The following is a 14,881-nucleotide window of genomic DNA, read 5'->3' as shown; positions in this document are numbered from 1 at the left end:
GGCCATCCTGACCGCCACGGCTCGCAAGCTCCTCGTCACGCTCAACGCAATGGTCGCCAGCGAAACAGACTACCGTCTCGACGCCGCAACCTGATTACAGTTGCCGACAAACCCGGGGCGGTTCACATTGCGCCAAGCGCTGAACGCGGCACTGCGGACTTCACGGTATTGCTTGGCGGTCAGGCGGTGACGACGAAGTTGGAAGTGGTTGTGGATCCGGCTGTGGGTGGAGAGGAACCGCTGGGCGTGGCGCGGTGACTTGAACTGCTGCATCTGCCGTTCTCGTCGTCGTGTCGGCTGGTGTGACACCTCGGCGCGGTTGTTGAGATAGCGGCTCTGCCGATGCTCCACGCTCGGCAGGATCTCGCGCTTCGCCGCGGCATAACTGCGCAGCTTGTCGGTTACGATCACGCGTGGCACGTACTGCAGCCCGTTCAGAAGCTTGCGGAAGAACCGCTTGGCTGCCGTGGCATTGCGTCGGCTCTGGACCAGGATGTCGAGCACGTGACCGTCCTGGTCCACCGCACGCCAGAGGTAATGCTGCTTGCCGCGAACGCGGATGAACACCTGATACTGTCGGCGAATTCCTGGCTGGCAATTCTTGGTGCAAGGTTGTTCCATGAGCCTGCATCCGACGCCGATAGGCGAGATCCCAACCGAGACAATCCATGTAGCTCGCGCGGCTTTTCCGCGGGGCACGGTGGTGACGCGCCTGCGCGATGAGTTCACCACCCTCTATGAGGACGAGGACTTCCGGCGGTTTTACCCGAGCCGCGGCCAGCCGGGACTGGCCCCGTGGCGGTTGGCGTTGGTTACGGTTCTGCAGTTTCTGGAGCACCTCAGTGATCGACAGGCGGCGGATGCCGTGCGGGCCCGGATCGACTGGAAGTACGCGCTCGGGCTGGAGCTGACCGACCCTGGTTTTCACTTCAGCGTTCTGACCGAGTTTCGGGCGCGACTGGTTGCTGGAAAGGCGGAGCATCTGCTGCTGGACAGGATGCTGGAGCGCTTCAAGGCGCGTGGGTTGGTCAAGGCGCGCGGCAAGCAACGCACCGACAGCACCCACGTGCTGGCGGCCGTGCACGACCTCTCTCTTCTGGAACTGGTGGCCGAAACACTCCGCGCCGCTCTGGATGACCTCGCAGCAGTCGTGCCGGACTGGGTGCGCGCTGTGGCACTGCCTGCCTGGTTCGAGCGCTACGGCCGTCGCGTGGAGGAATACCGCTTGCCCAAGGGTCAGGATAAGCGCGCGGCGCTTGCCCTTGAGATTGGCACGGACGGGTTCCTCCTGCTCGATGCGCTGGAGCATCCATCTGCCCCAACAGCCGCGCGCGACTTGCCCATGGTGCAGACCCTACGTGACGTGTGGCGGACGCACTACTCGCATGATGACGGGAAATCACACTGGCGCAGTACCACGGAGCTACCGCCGGTGGCTGAACGGGTACAGTCGCCATACGATCCGCAGGCACACTTCAGCATGAAACGGAATCTCAGCTGGACTGGATATAAGGTTCATATCACCGAAACCTGTGACGACGATGCAGCACACCTGATCACACACGTGAAGACCTGCCCCGCAATGCGGCCAGACATGACGAGTACAGCCGAGATCCACGACAGGCTGGCCGCGAAGGGGCTGCTCCCCGCGGAGCACTTCGTTGACTCAGGCTACGTCGATGCGGAGCTGCTGGCCCGCAGCCAACGGGACCACGGCGTCTCACTCGAAGGACCTGTCCGGGGCGTCTCAAGCCGGGTGGGGCATGGCTACGAGCTACGGTACTTCAGCATCGACTGGGACCGTGAACAGGTGACCTGCCCAAAAGGGAAGGACTCCGTGTCTTGGCGCACGGTACGCGCCGCGGATGGCAGTCCGCGCATCCATGCCCAGTTCAGCCGTGCGGACTGTCGGGTGTGTCCTGCGAAGACCGTATGCACGTCGGTGACAAGCGCGCGCCGCTACGTGCACTTTCATTTGCGGGAGGAATACGAGGCACTCAATGCGGCACGTACCCGGATGACCGATCCTACATGGCTGGAACGCTACCGAAGGCGTGCTGGAGTGGAGGGTACCCTCTCGCGGGGCGTCCGCAGCTTCGGTATGCGCCGTAGTCGTTATACCGGTCTTGCCAAAACCGGTCTGCAACAGGTCTGCACGGCAGCGGCGACGAACGTCTCCAGAGTAGTCCATTGGCTGAATGGGCGACCACGGGCCAGAACCCGCGTGACGCGCTTTGCGGCTCTCGCAGCAACCGCGTGAATTCGCCGACAGTATCAACACCTCATCCATGTACCATTTGTCGCCCGGCCTTGGCCGACGTCGCTTCAGCTCGTTCGCGAACAGCCGGCCGAAGCGCAGACCCCAGTCCCGGATGGTCTCGTAGCTGACCACGACACCACGTGTGGCCAGGATCAGCTCGACGTCGCGCAGGCTGAGGCTGAAGCAGTGATACAGCCACACCGCATGCTGGATCACCTCGGCCGGGAACCGGAAGCCTCGGTAAGGGCTGGGGGGCGTCATGCGGCAGAGACTGCCACCGTCCCACCGGACCCGCCAACCTGACAAGGCCGGAGCTCGTAATGCCGGCTGAGCGGGAGGTTGCGCCGACAGGAGAGCAGCGCCTTCCGGAGCCGGCGGTCAACGACCGGCGCCGCTCGAGCAAGGACGTGCCGCGGCGCTTCCGCCGCATCCTCGCGCTGAAGGATTTCGAGGTGGCAGCGCGACGCCATCTTCCGCGCCCAATCTTCGGCTATGTCTCCGGCGGAGCCGAGGACAACCAGTCGCTTGACGACAACCGCGCAGCTTTCCGGGAATACGGCTTCGTCCCGCGATTCCTGGTCGGCGTCTCGAAGCGATCGCAAGAGACGACGCTGCTTGGCCACACTTATGCGGCGCCCTTCGGGATTGCCCCGATGGGAATCTGCGCGCTCTCGGCCTATCGCGGCGACCTCGTTCTGGCACGCGCGGCCGGACAGGCGAACATCCCGATGATCATCAGCGGTTCCTCGCTTATCCGGCTGGAGGACATCGCCGCCGCAGGCCCCACGACCTGGTTCCAGGCTTACCTGCCCCCCGACATGCCCCGCATCGAGGCGCTGATTGGTCGGGTGATGCAGTCTTCCATTGAAACACTCGTGGTCACGGTGGACACCACGGTCGGCGCGAACCGCGAGAACAACATCCGGACTGGCTTCTCGACACCGCTGCGGCCCAGCCTGCGGCTTGCCTGGGATGGCCTGACCCGGCCGCGGTGGCTGTTCGGCACCTTCCTACAAACTCTGGTGCGCCACGGAGTGCCGCATTTCGAGAACTCCTTCGCCACCCGCGGCGCCCCGATCGTGGCGCGCAACGTCGAGCGGGAGTTCGGAGACCGCGCACAGATCGACTGGACCTGGCTGAAGCAGATTCGCCAGCGCTGGCGGGGCAAGCTGGTCATCAAGGGCTTGTTGCATGCGGAGGACGCCCGCCTTGCGCGCGAGAGCGGGGCTGACGGTATCATCGTCTCCAATCACGGGGGACGGCAACTCGACGGGGCGGTCTCGCCGCTGCGCGTACTACCCCGAGTGGTCCAGGCGGCGGGCGGCATCCCGGTGATGCTGGATGGCGGTGTCCGTCGCGGGACTGACGTCCTGAAGGCCATCGGACTCGGCGCCAGCTTCGTTTTCGTGGGGCGACCGTTCAATTATGCTGCGGCGGTCGGGGGCGCGGCCGGAGTCGCCTATGCCATCAATCTCCTGCGCAGCGAGATCCTGCGCGATATAGGGGCGGTCGGGATCAACAGGTTAGACGAGATGCCGGATCGGTTGGTGCGTATGACAGAGGGCTGACGCCAGCCTGCGGATGCCCTGAGGTATCGGGGGCCATGCTTACAGGAGGCCTTGGCCCCGCTTTCACCACCCGTGTCCACAATGCTCAGCAGTGCGAGATCGCCTTCCGCGTCCTCACTCGCAACCTGGTTGTCCTCGGGAGTCAGTAGCGAGAATTTCAACAAAGCATGCCTCGCTCTGCCCGCCGTGACGCATCTCCCCTTCACAAAACACACCGACCCTGCGATGCGGAAGCTTATGACGAAGCTTGCTTCCAAGGACCCCGCCGGGTCCTCCGCGATCGCGGAGTCCCGTACGGGCATGCAGCTGATCTCCCGCGCCGCATCGGTGATGAAGGCGCTGGAAGGGCAGACAGCCGGCCTCAGCCTCGGCCAGATTGCCAGGGCCACCGGCCTGCCGCGCCCGACGGTCCAGCGGATCGTGGACGCGCTCTGCGTTGAAGGCTTCGTCATGGTGGATGCGACACAAGGTGGCGTGCGCCTGGGCCCGACGATCACGCGCCTGGCCACCTCGGTGCGGATCGACTTCGTCGCCCTCGCGCGGCCTCATCTCGAACGCTTGGCCGCGACGACGCAGGAATCCACCGCCATGACCGTGCTGCAGGACGGCAAGGTGGTAGTGCTTGCCATCGTCACGCCGCCGATGCAGGCGGTCCGCCTCACCGCCAATGTCGGCACCACCTGGCCGCTGCACAGCAGCGCCGACGGCAAGGCCCTGCTCTCCGGCCTGCCCGAGGCGACTATCCGCACATTGCTGCCGGATCCGCTCGAAGCCCGCACGCCACACACCGTTACGGACCGCCGCGTTTTGCTGGCCGAATTGGAGGCCGCGACATCGGGCATCCTCATGGACCGTGAGGGCACCTCCCTCGGCATCTCCGCCCTCGCGGCCCGGCTGGTGGATGCGTCGGGCACACGCTACGCCATTTCCATCCTGCTGCCCACCTCGCGTTTCGAGGCGCATTGCGCCCGTCTTCGGGAGGAACTGGCCCAGTGCCGCGCCGCCATCCTGAAGGCGGCCGGGTTGCAGGCCTGAGCGTCATCCCGCCAAAGGACGGGACGGCGCCAAGGTGACCGCGCGTGAGGCCGCCCGGCTCACCACAGCCGGCGCGGCCCGGCCAGGAACGGCCAGCATGGCCTCACTCAGCCTCTCCCAGCCGCGAGGAATTCTGCGCCCGCCAGGCGACATGCATATCCGGCCGCACCAGGATGCAGCCGCTCTCCTCCGCCTTCCGCGCCAAGCCCCAGTCGCCGAAGAGGTCCTCATAGGCTTGGCCCGGGCCGATCACGAACACCTCGATCGGCACACCGGCCTGCTTGCTGGTCTGCGCCCAGGCCGCGCCCGTCACCCTGGTGAATGGCGGTGCACCGCATGGCCCCATGCAAAAGACCCGCCCCTGTACGTAGTGCGTGGCGTATATGTGGTTCACCGTCCAGATGGACGGTGGAGGTGACCTCGATCGGGATGGATCTGTTGCCGATCAGCTTATGCGCCACCTCCGTCGCCACGGCATTGTCCACCTGCGGCGTCGCCTGGACCGTCACCTTCGGTTCCACGTCCAGGTCGCGCAGGATCTCCATAGTGCGCTGGTTCGTGATATGCGCGCGGGGCGTAGCGGCCAGCGAGCGATATTTCGTGAACAGCATATTCCTGGTGCCATAGGTGCTTAGCATCAGCGCGACCGAGAAATCCGCCAGCCCGATGCCCACAATGAGGACGTCCGTTTCGGTCAGTCCACTGCTCTCTCCTGTGCCACTCGGTGATTGGTCAAGCAGCAGACGCAGCAGTGCCTGCCCGCTTCAGGCCGAAGTCGTACCGCAGATGTCTCCAGGGCTGTTCCATCCTGCGGCCATCCGGCGCGATACCTGGTGGTTCCTGAGCAAAGCGGCTGATCAGCGATGTCTTGACACCGAAAACCGCGTCGCTGTCGAGATAGGGGCTGTCCTCCGCGAAGACATGGGTGACCAGCGTGTCATGCCCCGGGGCGGAGATCATGAAATGCACATGGGCCGGTCGGTTAGGATGTCGTGCCGTAGCGGCCAGCATCTCTCCCACTGGGCCGTCATCCGGGATCGGGTAGAACTTCGGCATGATAGACCAAAAACGGAAGCGTCCGTCGGTATCGGCCCGCAGGCAGGCGCGCAGGGCGTGCTCATTCATTTCCGCTTTCTGCACATCGTAGTAGCCGTCGGCATCCGAATGCCAGACCTCAACCAAGGCATTGGCGAGAGGTCCACCACCTGCTGACCAGACCGTACCTTCCACCAAAAGCGGTTCACCTTCAATTCCACCCCTGATATCCGACCCGTTGGGCACCTCGGGCGAATTCTGCACGTAGAAGGGGCCGAGTACCGTTGTCTGCGTTGCACCGGCTGGTTGCCGATGGTTGATGGCATCCACCAGCATCGACACGCCCAGCGTGTCCGAGAGCAAGATGAACTCCTGGCGGACATCGCTGCACATCTGGCCGGTGCGGGTGAGATAGTCGATGGCCAACTTCCACTCGTCGAAGCTCGGCTCCACGTCGCGCACGAAGGCGTGCAGATGTCGCACCAAGCTCTGCATCACGGATTTGAGCCGAGGATCCGGCGTACCGGAGAAGCGTTCCAGTACGGCATCCGTGATATTGCTTTCGTCGAAATCCCGCATCCTGCTTTCCTTTCACGGATGTTCAGCGACTGCCGGGGCGGCGCCCGTGCCAGGCGTCGTCCAGCAGAGCGCGGATCCCGCGACGGTCCACCGGCCGCGGGTTCCAGTAGGGCTGCGTGGTGGCGAGGTCCGCCACGCGGTCCAACTCACCCTCTGCCACCCCAAGTTCACGAAGGGAGGTCGGCGCGCCGAGGCTGCGTGCGAGATCGAACAGGCCCGCCGGCGCGTCCTGCACGTCTAGGGCCTTGGCAGCACGCGCCATGGCGTCCGGCGCGGCGGGCGCGTTGAAGGCAGCGGCATGCGGCAGCACTACGGTGTGGGTGGGGGCGTGCGGCAGGTCAAAGCTGCCGCCCAGCGTGTGGCAGAGCTTGTGATGAAGCGACATGCCTACGGCGCCCAGGCAGACGCCGCATGCCCATGCGCCGAAGAGCGCGTCGGACCGCGCGGCGCGGTCCGACGGATCATGCCTGATAGTCGGCAGCGCGCGCGCCAGGGCGGCAATGCCCTGCTCGGCCATGCCGTTGATGACAGGATTGCTGTCCCGCGCATAGAGCGCCTCGACCGCATGGGCGATCGCATTCATGCCGGAGGTCGCGGAGAGCGACGCGGGCAAGCTTAGCGTCAGTTCCACATCGTAGATGATCACCTCGGGCAGGACCTTCAGGGTCCGCTGTGTGACCTTCCGCCCATGCTCCGTCTCACCCAGAATCGGCGTAGCCTCGGACCCAGCATAGTTGGTCGGGATGACGATCTGGGGCAGGTCGGTCCGCAGGGCAATCGCCTTGCCGAGACCCGTGGTCGAACCGCCACCCAGCGCCACCGTGCAACCGGCTCCGGCCTGGCGCACGATCTCCAGGGCGCGCTTCGTCACCTCGACCGGCGTGTGCATCGCGGCCCCGCTGAAGAGACCCGCGGCGAGGTCGCCGAGCCGCGCCGCGAGGGCTTCAGCATCGCCACGCTGCTCGGGGGTGGAGAGCACGATGACGCGCCGGCAGCCTAGCGCCCGAACCTCCTCCGCCACGCGCGCGAGGGTGCCGGAACCGAAGATCACGCGCCCCGGCAGGGCTTCGTAGGTGAATGCGTCCATACCTGTTTCTCCCCGGGGCGCGTAGCGTGGTGCTTACGGTGTCAGGTCAGGGCTTCGAGAAGCTGCTGCTCGAAGGCGAGGATCTCGCTCCCACGTCCTTGCCGCAACTTCTCCGCCCAGGCCGGATCCGCCAGCAGTGCACGCCCGACCGCGACCAAGTCGTAATCCGCATCCCGCAGGCCAGCCGCCAGCACCTCCAGCCGGTCGAGCCGCGTGGCCGCGCCCTCGCTCACCGGTCTTCCCCGGCCCGGCGCATCCTCCAGCCCCACACTGCCCACCGCAATGCATGGCCGCCCTGTCAGCCGCTTCGCCCAGGCGGCCAATGTGCCCGGCACGCTCGGGAATGCCGGCTCCCAGAAACGCCGCGTGCTGGCGTGGAAAACATCCACCCCCGCCTCTGCGAGGGGGCGCAGGATCTCGCCCAGTCCCTCCGGCGTGTCGGCCAGCCGGGCCGCATAGTCGCTGAGCTTCCACTGAGAGAAGCGGAACACCACCGGCAAATCCGGGCGGACCGCCCCACGAACGGCGCGCACAACCTCCAGCGGAAAGCGCAGCCTATTCTCCAACGTCCCGCCATATTCATCCTGGCGCTGATTGGTACCGGGCCAAAGGAACTGGTCCAGCAGGTATTCATGCGCGCCATGCAGTTCCACGCCATCGAAGCCCAATCGCTCCGCATCCGCGGCCGCCTGCGCGAAGGCCTCCACCACCGCCGCGATATCGGCGCGCGTCATGGCCCGGACCACCTCTTGTCCCGCCTCCTCGATGCGCATGGGGCCGAAGCCCGGCACGGAGGGATCCGGCTCCACCCCCGGGCGCCGTCGGAGACCGGTATGCCAGAGCTGCGGGATGATGGCCCCGCCTGCGCCGTGCACCGCCTCCACCACACGGCGCCAACCCTCCAGCGCAGCCACACCATGGAAAGCCGGCACCTGCGGATAGGCATTGGCAGCGGGATGGCCGACCGTGGTGCCCTCCGTGATGATCAGCCCCACCCCGCCCTCCGCGCGCCGGCGGTAATAGGCAGCGACGTCCGGCCCCGGAATCCCACCCGGCGAGTGCTTCCGTGTCATCGGCGCCATGGCGATCCGGTTGCGCAGCATCACCCGGCCGAAGGGAAAAGGCTGGAACAGAGACGCCAGTAGACCGTCCATCCGCTTATCGCGCCTCCTCGACGGTAAAGCCGCTCTCGCGCACGATGTCGCCCCAGCGCTTGGTTTGGCTGACCAGCCGTTCCTGGAGCTCCTCCGGCGTGGCCGAGACCACGCGCAACCCGACCCGGGCCAGCCCGTCCCGCAGCGCCGCATCCCCCGCCGCCGCCACGGTTGCGCTCCGCAGCGCCGTCACCAGCGGTGCCGGCGTTCCATGAGGAACGAGGAGCACGTACCACTCCTCCAGCGTCAGCTGCGGGTATCCCAACTCCGCGAAAGTGGGCACATCAGGAATCAGCGGTGAGCGCTCGGGCGCGCTGATGGCCAGAGAGCGGATCTGCCCTGCGCGATGCAATTCCGCATGACTGCCCAGCACCTGCATGGCGAAGTCCAGCCTCTGTCCCTGCAGATCGCCCAGGATCATCCCAGTGTCGCGATAGGGCACGTGGCTGGACTGCAACCCGACAGCCTTGCACATCTCCATGGCCAGGAAATGAGGCGCGGAGCCCGCGCCGGAAGAGGCAAAGATGGAGCCGCTGCGCCCCTTTGCCCATTCCGCGAATTGCTTGAAGTCCTTGATCTGCCCGTTAGCCGGAACCGCTAGGGAAAAGGGAAAGGCGCCAAGCGGCGCCACCACGATGAAGTCCCGCGCCAGATCATAGCGCAGCGTGCGCGGGTAGATATGGGGATAGATGGTCAGCGACGTGTCATGCGTAATGGCGATGGTGGCACCGTCCGGCGCCGAACTCTTCAGCACTTCCAGCCCTATCCGCCCGGCCGCACCAGCCCGATTGTCCACCACCATCTGCGGCGCGTAGGATTCGCGCAGGCGTTCGTTGTAGAGCCGCGCCACCAGGTCCGAATTAGTCCCGGGAGCGGAATTGACGATGAAGCGCGCGGTCCGCTCGACCGGCGCAGCCCGCAACGGCCCCGCCGCGGCACTGAGCAGGGCGGTGCCGGCCGCGCCAAGCGCGACGCGGCGGGTGATCTCTGGACGCATTCTTTCCCTCCTCCATGACCAGCGTCTCCACCTTGTGCCGATGGAATACGCCCCTGTTACTCAGCTATTGCGCGGTGAGCCCCCCATCCACGGCCAAGGCGTGGCCGACGATGAAGGACGCGTCCTCGGATGCCAGGAACAGCGCCGCGCGCGCGATCTCCTCAGGCTTGGCGAAGCGCCCGATCGGGTGACGGGACATGCGCTGCTCCGCCACGCCAGGGCGCTGCAGCGATCTCGCGACCATCGGCGTCAGCGTGCCACCGGGGCAGATGGCGTTGATGCGGATATTCTCGCCGATATGGTCCAGGGCGGCCGTACGCGTCATGCCGACCACGCCATGCTTCGTGGCGGAATAGGTCGCGATCCCCTTTTCGCCGACCAGCCCCGCAACCGAAGCCGTATTGACGATCACCCCGCCCCCGCCGCGGCGCATGGCAGGAATCTCGTGCTTCATCGAGAGGAAGACACCCTTGAGATTGACCGCTGCGATGCGGTCCCAAATCTCTTCTTCCTCCTCCGGGATGTTGAAACCGGTGCTGCCAATGCCCGCATTGTTGAAGGCGATGTCGAGCCGCCCGAAGGCAACCATTGTCCGCTCCACCATGGCCGCGCAATTGGAGCCCTGGCTTACATCCGCGGTGATCGCGATCGCCTCCCCCGCCGCGTCACGGATCGCGGCCATGGTTGCCTCTGCCTCGGCCGCATCGCGATCCACCACCGCCACGCGCCCACCCTCGCGCGAGAAGAGCAGAGCGGCCGCACGCCCAATGCCGGACCCCGCGCCAGTGACGATCACCGCCTTGCCCGTGAATCTCGACTTCATGCGCTTTCCCCCGGGTGCCTCAGGACGGATCGGCCAGGCCGAGCATCCGGCCGCCATCCACTACGATCTCCGCCCCCGTGATGTAACTGGAGGCCGGCGAAGCCAGCAGCAACGCTGCGCCCATGACCTCGCGTGGTTGGCCGATGCGGCGCAGCGGCGTGGTCTGCGCCACCGCCGCCTGCGTCGCCTCCTCATGCGAATGCCCGCCGCCGATATTGGTCACGATGGTGCCAGGCGCGATCGCGTTCACCCGGATGTCGTAGCGCGCCAGTTCCAGCGCGGCCTGCCGCATCAGATGCGCCGCCCCGGCTTTGGCCGGCATATAGGGCAGCCCCGGCAACGCCGAGGTGCGCTGTCCCGCAACCGAGGTAGTGACAATGATGCTACCGCCTCCGCCCTGTGTCTTCATGTGCCGTGCCGCCGCCTGGATGGTCAGGAACACGCCAGTCAGGTTCACAGCGATGACGCGGTCCCAGGTGTCATCCGCCAGGGCGTCAATGGCCCCCTCCGGATCGCGCCGTCCGTTTCGCAAATAGCCCGGCGGGATGTCGATGCCAGCATTGGCGAAGACGACATCCAGCCGCCCATAATGTGCGGCAGTGACCTCGAAACCGGCACAGAGTCCAGCGCGGTCCGTCACATCCAAGAGCTGTGTCCGGACCGCCAGCCCTTCTCCGCCCAGCCGCGCGGCCTCACGCTCCAGCGCGGCTGCGTCGCGATCCATGATGGTCACGCGCGCACCGTTACGCGCCATCACCTCCGCATAGGCGAGGCCAATGCCACTTGCCCCACCCGTAATGGCCGTGGCGAGGCCCCGCACATCGAACAACGCCTCTGCCCTCATCGCCCCGCCCCGCGCCCTTACAGACCGCGGAAGCCCGTCGGCCGCCCAAGATGGGCGCGGGCCACATAAGTGGCGAATGCCTGGTGCTGCGCCGACATATGGGTGCGGTACATTTGCACGTCTCGGAAGTAGCGCTGCAGACGGTTGCCCTTCTTCGTCGCGAAGGCGCCGACATTGTGGAACAGCGATTCCACCACGTCGCAAGCCATGCGCCCGCCCTGCTGCAGCATGGTCCAGAGGCGAAGGTTCTCCTCGATGCTGACGGGAGTGCCATCCTTCGCCCAGCGCGCGCAGAGATCCATATAGCGCTGCGCGGCCCCGATCAGAATTGCCTCTGCCGCGTCAGCCTTGGCCAGCGCCTCGCCGAATGGCCGCTGGAAGTCGTAATGATCGGCGCGCAGTACATCGGGATCGACATAGGTCTTCATCTTCTGCGAGACCTGCTCATACTCGTCGATCGCCGCCCAGGCCGCACCCGTGACCACCGCCACCAGAGAAGCGTGATAGGGCCCCATCAGCCGGCCGAGATACATGGGGTTGCCATGCAGCCGCGTGCCCGGCGTCCCATTCTCCATCGTACCCGGACGGGCGAACATCACCTCGAAGGGGATCACGAAATGCTCGGGCACCAGCGCATCCTTGACCTCCACGCTGTTGGAGCCACTGGCGCGCATGCCCAGGATCTCATCCCCACCCCAATCCGGCAGGATCTCGTAGCCGCCACGCGGCACGGCGACGAGAACGGTGCGCGGCGGCGCTCCCTCCTCGCGCAGGAAGGCGGTGCCGATAAAATGCGTCGCGTGGGGAATGCCGGAGCAGTAATTCCACTTCCCGTTCACACGCCAGCCGCCCGGTTCCCGCACCACCGTGCCCATGGGCTGGGCCCGATGTGGCGCGATGAACTCACCATCCGGCCCGAACAGCTCCGACTGCGCCTCCTCCGGCCAGTGCGAGGCGACGATGAAGCCATGCGACGCGCCGAGCGTCAGGCACCAGCCCACCCCCGGATCGCCGCGCGACACCTCCATCATCACACGATAGAAATGGGTCAACGGCATCTCATAACCGCCGAACATCCGAGGCTGCGTGATCCGGTAGAAGCCGGCGCGGCGGAATGCCTCGTGCAGATCCGGCCCATAGGTGCCGCGTGCCTCGTTCTCGGCCTGCTGCTCGCGCAGCATGGGGCGAAGCGCGACGGCGCGGGCCACCAGCTCCTCCAGAGTCAGGCCCGGTTCCGGCACAGGAAGCGGCGCCGGGCGAGAGAGAGGATGATCCGCGAAGGCGACGGACATGGCAGAACTCCTGGAAACGGGATGCGGCGCGGCGGCGCCTATTCTTCGGCCGTGTACCCGGTAGCCTTCACGATCGGCCCCCAACGGTCGCGCTCCTTTCGGATCCGCTCGGCCATGCCGCTGGAGCCGAGCGGGACGGGAACCTGCTCCATCTTCGCCAGGGCGGCGCGCAGCTCGGGATTGGCGGAGGCCGTGGCGATGGCCTTCTCCAACCCCTCGACCACCGGGGCAGGAGCGCCGGCGGGCAGGAGGATCGTGTAGAGTTCCTCCGCCGTCAGGTCGGGATATCCCAGTTCCGCGAAGGTCCCCACATCGGGCAGAGACGCTGCGCGCCGCGGCGCGGAGATGGCGAGAACACGCACATGGCCGGCCCGATGCTGCTCCGCCATGTCGCCGAGCACGCCCATGATCGCGCTCAGCCGCCCCGAGGTAAGGTCCGGCAGGGCCGGCCCGGTGCCTCGATAGGCCACATGCATCAGGCGCAGATCCAACTTGGCCGACATCTGCTCGGCCAGGAAATGCGGCATGGAGCCAGCCGCCGGGCTGCAATAGGACACGTCCCTCTGCGTTTTTGCCCATTGCGCGAAGCCCGCCAGGTCGCGCGCCGGATGATTCGCCGCGACCACGAAGGCGAAGGGGAAGGAGGAGGCCGCGCCGCCCGGCACGAAGTCCTTGATCCCGTCATAGCGCAGCGTTTTCGGATAGATATGCGGGTAGATCGTCAGCATGCTCTCGGGCGTGAAGACCAGCGTCGCGCCATCCGGCACCGCCGCCTTAGCGGCATCCAGCGCGATGCGGGCGGCGGCTCCTGGCCGGTTCTCCACCACGACCTGCTGCGCATAGGTGCCGCGCAGACGCTCGGCATAGATGCGCGCGACGATGTCGGCCGCACCACCCGGCGGGAAGCCCACCAGCAGGCGCACCACGCGGTCCAGCGTCTGCGCGCGCGCGGCACCGGCACAAAGGGCGGTCGCGGCAAAGCCGAGTGCAGCACGGCGGGTGATCGCGTTCACGACAGATCGTTCTCCCTGGCAGGGCCGCATCCCGTTCGGGAGGGCCAATTTACCGCGAAACGATGCAATGTATCGTTTTGCGAACTCTATTGGCCCGCATATGCCCTTGTCAAGCCTGGGCTATGCGGCGTCCGATCGGGTCAGTACGGCAGCGCCGACTTGGTGGTAGCCTCGGCCAAAGTAGATCAGGCCGCCGTCCGCCACCTCTCCATGGACAATCGCCTCCACCTCGGCGAACAGCACGCTATGCGTGCCCCGGGTGACGCAGTCGACGATCCGGCAATCAAAGGAGGCCACGGTGCCGCTGAGCACCGGCGCGCCCGTCGCGAGCCGTTCCCATTGTACACCCTCGAAGCGCTGCGCCGCCGGCAAGCCGGTGCGTCCGGCGAAGAGGTCCGAGGTGCCACGCTGCCCGAAGGACAACGTGTTGACGCAGAGCACCCCGTTCTGGCTGAACACAGCATGGGAAGCGCTGCCCCGGTTGAGGCAGACGAGTAGAGTTGGTGGCGTATCGGTCACGCTGCAGACTGCGCTGGCGGTGATGCCGGCACGGCCGGCGGGCCCGTCCGTCGTGACGACGTTCACCGCCGCGCCCAACCGCGCCATGGCGTTCCGGAATGCTGCAGAAGCGACAACCATGCCGGCCTCTCTCCCCCGTATTGTCATTCCCCCACGTCGTAACCGGACTCGCGCACCACCGGGCCCCAGCGCTCGCGCTCCGCTTGCAGCCGCGCGGCGAACTGGGCCGGTGTCGTCATGACGGGATATTGCTCAAGCTTCAGCAGCGCGCTGCGCATCTCCGGCGAAGCTGCCACCTGCGCGATCGCGCCATGTAGCCCCGTGACGATCGCCTGGGGCGTGCGGACCGGCAGGAAGATCCCATACCACTCATCAGCCGTCAGCTGCGGGAAGCCCAGTTCGGCGAAGGTCGGCACATCCGGCAGCGTCGGCACGCGCTCCGGCATGGTCACAGCCAGAGCGCGCATCCGGCCGGACCGGTGCTGCTCGGCCCCGGTGCCAATCACGGCCATGTAAGCGGAAATCCGCCCACCATTGAGATCGGCCAGAGCCATGGCGAGTTCACGATACGGCACATGCGACAGGCGAAGCCCAAGCGTCTTCGCCATGGCGACGGAGACGAAGTGCGGCGTCGACCCCGCGGCCGGCGTCGCGTAGTCGATCTCCGACTGCCGC

General features: G+C 66.3%; 16 protein-coding genes. 3 read left to right on the top strand and 13 right to left on the bottom strand.

Going from position 1 to position 14,881, the window contains the following annotated elements:
- Positions 1–69 precede the first annotated feature (69 nt).
- A complete protein-coding gene (locus ACO1BU_RS32755) occupies positions 70–567 on the bottom strand; it encodes an IS6 family transposase (RefSeq protein WP_424140133.1) in 498 nt (165 codons plus the stop codon).
- Between the two features lie 52 nt (positions 568–619).
- On the opposite strand from ACO1BU_RS32755, the gene ACO1BU_RS32750 reads away from it, so the two are divergent.
- The 3 genes from ACO1BU_RS32750 (at position 620) to ACO1BU_RS32740 (ending at position 4,863) form a co-directional block, all read left to right on the top strand.
- Entirely contained in the window at positions 620–2,260 is a 1,641-nt protein-coding gene (locus ACO1BU_RS32750) for an IS1182 family transposase (protein ID WP_424140132.1), read from the top strand.
- A 320-nt stretch (positions 2,261–2,580) separates the two neighbouring features.
- Complete coding sequence (locus ACO1BU_RS32745; RefSeq protein WP_424140131.1) at positions 2,581–3,828, top strand: alpha-hydroxy acid oxidase; 1,248 nt, start codon at positions 2,581–2,583, stop codon at positions 3,826–3,828.
- 237 nt (positions 3,829–4,065) lie between these two features.
- The gene (locus ACO1BU_RS32740; protein ID WP_424140130.1) at positions 4,066–4,863 is read left to right on the top strand and encodes an IclR family transcriptional regulator; all 798 of its coding nucleotides are present in this window, start codon (positions 4,066–4,068) and stop codon (positions 4,861–4,863) included.
- Positions 4,864–4,966: 103 nt separating this feature from the next.
- Here ACO1BU_RS32740 and ACO1BU_RS32735 read toward each other — a convergent pair whose 3' ends face one another.
- The 12 genes from ACO1BU_RS32735 to ACO1BU_RS32680 form a co-directional block, all read right to left on the bottom strand.
- On the bottom strand, positions 4,967–5,176 hold the full coding sequence (locus tag ACO1BU_RS32735) for an aromatic-ring hydroxylase C-terminal domain-containing protein (protein ID WP_424140129.1): 210 nt from the start codon (positions 5,174–5,176) through the stop codon (positions 4,967–4,969).
- Positions 5,091–5,561 (bottom strand): FAD-dependent monooxygenase, encoded by a 471-nt coding sequence (locus ACO1BU_RS32730; RefSeq protein WP_424140134.1) that lies wholly within the window; start codon positions 5,559–5,561, stop codon positions 5,091–5,093. Before ACO1BU_RS32730 ends, ACO1BU_RS32735 begins: the two co-directional genes overlap by 86 nt.
- Positions 5,562–5,595: 34 nt before the next feature.
- A complete protein-coding gene (locus tag ACO1BU_RS32725; protein ID WP_424140128.1) occupies positions 5,596–6,477 on the bottom strand; it encodes an intradiol ring-cleavage dioxygenase in 882 nt (293 codons plus the stop codon).
- 22 nt (positions 6,478–6,499) lie between these two features.
- Entirely contained in the window at positions 6,500–7,564 is a 1,065-nt protein-coding gene (locus ACO1BU_RS32720; RefSeq protein ID WP_424140127.1) for a maleylacetate reductase, read from the bottom strand.
- A gap of 41 nt (positions 7,565–7,605) precedes the next feature.
- Positions 7,606–8,718 carry an NADH:flavin oxidoreductase gene (locus ACO1BU_RS32715; RefSeq protein ID WP_424140126.1) on the bottom strand — a complete coding sequence of 371 codons (1,113 nt, stop codon included), beginning with the start codon at positions 8,716–8,718 and terminating at the stop codon, positions 7,606–7,608.
- 4 nt (positions 8,719–8,722) lie between these two features.
- Positions 8,723–9,715, bottom strand: coding sequence for a Bug family tripartite tricarboxylate transporter substrate binding protein (locus ACO1BU_RS32710; protein WP_424140125.1), 993 nt, complete (start codon positions 9,713–9,715; stop codon positions 8,723–8,725).
- A gap of 64 nt (positions 9,716–9,779) precedes the next feature.
- The gene (locus ACO1BU_RS32705; RefSeq protein WP_424140124.1) at positions 9,780–10,538 is read right to left on the bottom strand and encodes a glucose 1-dehydrogenase; all 759 of its coding nucleotides are present in this window, start codon (positions 10,536–10,538) and stop codon (positions 9,780–9,782) included.
- 19 nt (positions 10,539–10,557) lie between these two features.
- Positions 10,558–11,382 carry an SDR family NAD(P)-dependent oxidoreductase gene (locus tag ACO1BU_RS32700; protein WP_424140123.1) on the bottom strand — a complete coding sequence of 275 codons (825 nt, stop codon included), beginning with the start codon at positions 11,380–11,382 and terminating at the stop codon, positions 10,558–10,560.
- Positions 11,383–11,399: 17 nt separating this feature from the next.
- Positions 11,400–12,674, bottom strand: a complete 1,275-nt coding sequence (locus tag ACO1BU_RS32695) for an acyl-CoA dehydrogenase family protein (protein WP_424140122.1) — start codon at positions 12,672–12,674, stop codon at positions 11,400–11,402.
- 38 nt (positions 12,675–12,712) lie between these two features.
- Positions 12,713–13,687, bottom strand: a complete 975-nt coding sequence (locus ACO1BU_RS32690) for a tripartite tricarboxylate transporter substrate-binding protein (RefSeq protein WP_424140121.1) — start codon at positions 13,685–13,687, stop codon at positions 12,713–12,715.
- 120 nt (positions 13,688–13,807) lie between these two features.
- Positions 13,808–14,326: a flavin reductase gene (locus ACO1BU_RS32685; RefSeq protein WP_424140120.1), complete on the bottom strand. Its 519-nt coding sequence runs from the start codon at positions 14,324–14,326 to the stop codon at positions 13,808–13,810.
- A gap of 23 nt (positions 14,327–14,349) precedes the next feature.
- Positions 14,350–14,881, bottom strand: a 532-nt coding sequence (locus ACO1BU_RS32680; protein WP_424140119.1) for a Bug family tripartite tricarboxylate transporter substrate binding protein, incomplete at its 5' end; no start/stop codon positions are given.

The sequence above is a fragment of the Roseomonas chloroacetimidivorans genome (genome assembly GCF_049629625.1).
Lineage (GTDB): Bacteria > Pseudomonadota > Alphaproteobacteria > Acetobacterales > Acetobacteraceae > Roseomonas > Roseomonas chloroacetimidivorans.
Note: the sequence above shows the minus strand (reverse complement) of the source record. Positions and strands in the feature narration are given on the sequence as shown.